The sequence below is a fragment of the Corallococcus sp. 4LFB genome, assembly GCF_046520365.1.
Lineage (GTDB): Bacteria > Myxococcota > Myxococcia > Myxococcales > Myxococcaceae > Corallococcus > Corallococcus caeni.
In genome coordinates this window covers 1-2,206 of record NZ_JBKGHJ010000841.1, presented here as the reverse complement: position 1 = coordinate 2,206, position 2,206 = coordinate 1, and the positions used below count along the sequence as shown (strand labels likewise).

General features: G+C 73.1%; 1 protein-coding gene. It reads left to right on the top strand.

What is annotated here, in order from left to right; translation table 11 throughout:
• Positions 1 to 851: 851 nt before the first annotated feature.
• Positions 852 to 2,206, top strand: a 1,355-nt coding sequence (locus tag ACLEQD_RS41835) for a spermidine synthase (RefSeq protein ID WP_410391497.1), incomplete at its 3' end; no start/stop codon positions are given.

The window sequence follows — 2,206 nt, the reverse complement described above, 5'->3', positions numbered from 1 at the left end:
CCCGTGGCCGCGGCTCCCGTGGCCGACGGCGGCGCGCTGCCGCCCCGGAGCTTCGTGCTCGTGGCCGCCGCGCTCGTGGGCTTCGCGTTCCTGCTGATGGAGCTGGTCTGGTACCGGATGCTCGGGCCCATCCTGGGCGGCACCACCTTCACGTTCGGCATCATCCTCGCGATGGCGCTGCTGGGCATCGGGCTGGGCGGCACCGCGTACACCCTCTTCTTCCGCCACCGCCCCGCCACGCTCCAGGCCTTCGCGCTCACCTGCGCCGCCGAGGCCGTGCTGATGGCGGTCCCCTTCGCGTTGGGCGACTGGCTGGCCATCCTCGCCGCGCTGCTGCGTCCCATGGGGGGCCTGGGCCTGTGGGGCATGGCGCTGGGGTGGACGTTCATCACCTCCGTCGTGGTGCTGCCCGCCGCGTTCGTGTCCGGCGTGCAGTTCCCGCTGCTGCTGGCGCTCATCGGGCGGGGCCGGCAGGACGCGGGCCGGCAGGTGGGGCAGATGTACGCGTGGAACACGGGAGGCTCCATCGTGGGGTCGCTCGCGGGCGGCTTCGGGGTGATTCCGCTGCTCACCGCGCCGGTGACGTGGCAGGCCGCGGCGGGGCTGCTCGCCGCGCTGGGCCTGGGCGCCGCGGTGCTCTCCTTCCAGCGGGAGCGTCACGCGGAGCGCTGGTGGTGCCGGTGCTGGCCACCGGGCTCGCCGTGCTGCTGCTCACCGCACAGGGCCCCACCGCCGCGTGGCGGCACTCGGGCGTGGGCGCGGGCCGCTCGGGACTGCGGGAACCCGACCGCCAGCAGATCGACCGGTTCCTGGCCGCCGCGCGCGCCGAGGTCACCTGGGAGCACGAGGGCGTGGAGAGCAGCGTCGCGCTCGCGGAGAGCAACGGCCTCAACTTCGTCGTCAACGGCAAGGTGGACGGCAACGCCATCAGCGACGGGTCCACCCAGATCATGTCGGGCCTCATCGGCGCGATGCTGCACCCGGATCCCCGCACGTCGCTCGTCATCGGCCTGGGCACGGGCAGCACCGCGGGCTGGCTGGGCCAGGTGCGGGGCATGGAGCGCGTGGACGTCGTGGAGATTGAACCCGCCATCCTGGAGGTGGCGCGCCGCTGCCACGCGGTGAACGCGAACGTGATGGACAACCCGAAGGTGCACACCTCCATCGGGGACGCGCGCGAGGTGCTGCTCACCACCCCCCAGCGCTACGACATCATCTTCTCCGAGCCCTCCAACCCGTACCGCGCCGGCATCTCCAGCCTCTTCACGCGCGAGTTCTACCAGGCCGCGAAGCAGCGGCTGGCCGAAGGGGGCCTGTTCCTGCAGTGGCTCCAGGCCTACGAGGTGGACGCCCTCACCATCCAGAGCGCCTATGCCACGCTGTCCTCGGAGTTCGCGGCCGTGGAGACCTGGTACACGCTCAGCGGGGACCTGGTGCTGGTCGCCTCCATGCAGCCTTTGACGCACGACCTGGCGAAGCTGCGCGCCCGCATCGCCGAGGAGCCCTACCGCACCGCCCTGCACGCGGTGTGGCGGACGGACGAGCTGGAGGGCGTGCTGGCCCACTTCGTGGGGAACTCGGGGCTGGCCAGGCTGGCGGCGGAGCGCGGCGCGGAGATGATCAACACGGACGACCTGTCCTCCATGGAGTTCGCCTTCGCGCGCAGCGTGGGCCGCACCACCCTCTTCTCCACGCTGGACCTGCGCCGCGTCGCGCGGCGGCTCGAGCTGGACCGGCTGGAGTTCACGAATGGAGCCCCGGACTGGAACCGCGTGGACGAGCTGCGGCTGTGGCTGGGGCCCGCCGTGCCGGGCCAGGTCTCCGAACAGGGCCGGCCCTACGAGGCCTTCGTCAACGCCGTGATGGCGGGCCAGGACGCCCAGGTGCTGTCCCTGTGGCAGGAGCTGAAGCGGCAGCCCCGGGGCCCCCAGGAGGAGTACTCGCTGGCCCGCGCCCTGGTGATGACCCAGCATCCGGCGGCGCTCGCGGCCGTGCGGGCGCTGCGGCCCCGCCGTCCCGCGGACGCGGACATGCTGGAGGCCCTGCTGATGGAGTCCCAGGGGCAGGATGCCCAGGCGGCCGCGCTGCTGGAGCGCGCGTTCACGGCCTTGCGCCAGGATCCCTGGGCGGTCATGCCCCTGACGGAAGCGGCGCTCGACGCGGCGCTCCGGGTGGGCCAGCGCTCACCGGAGCTGGCGCGGCGGCT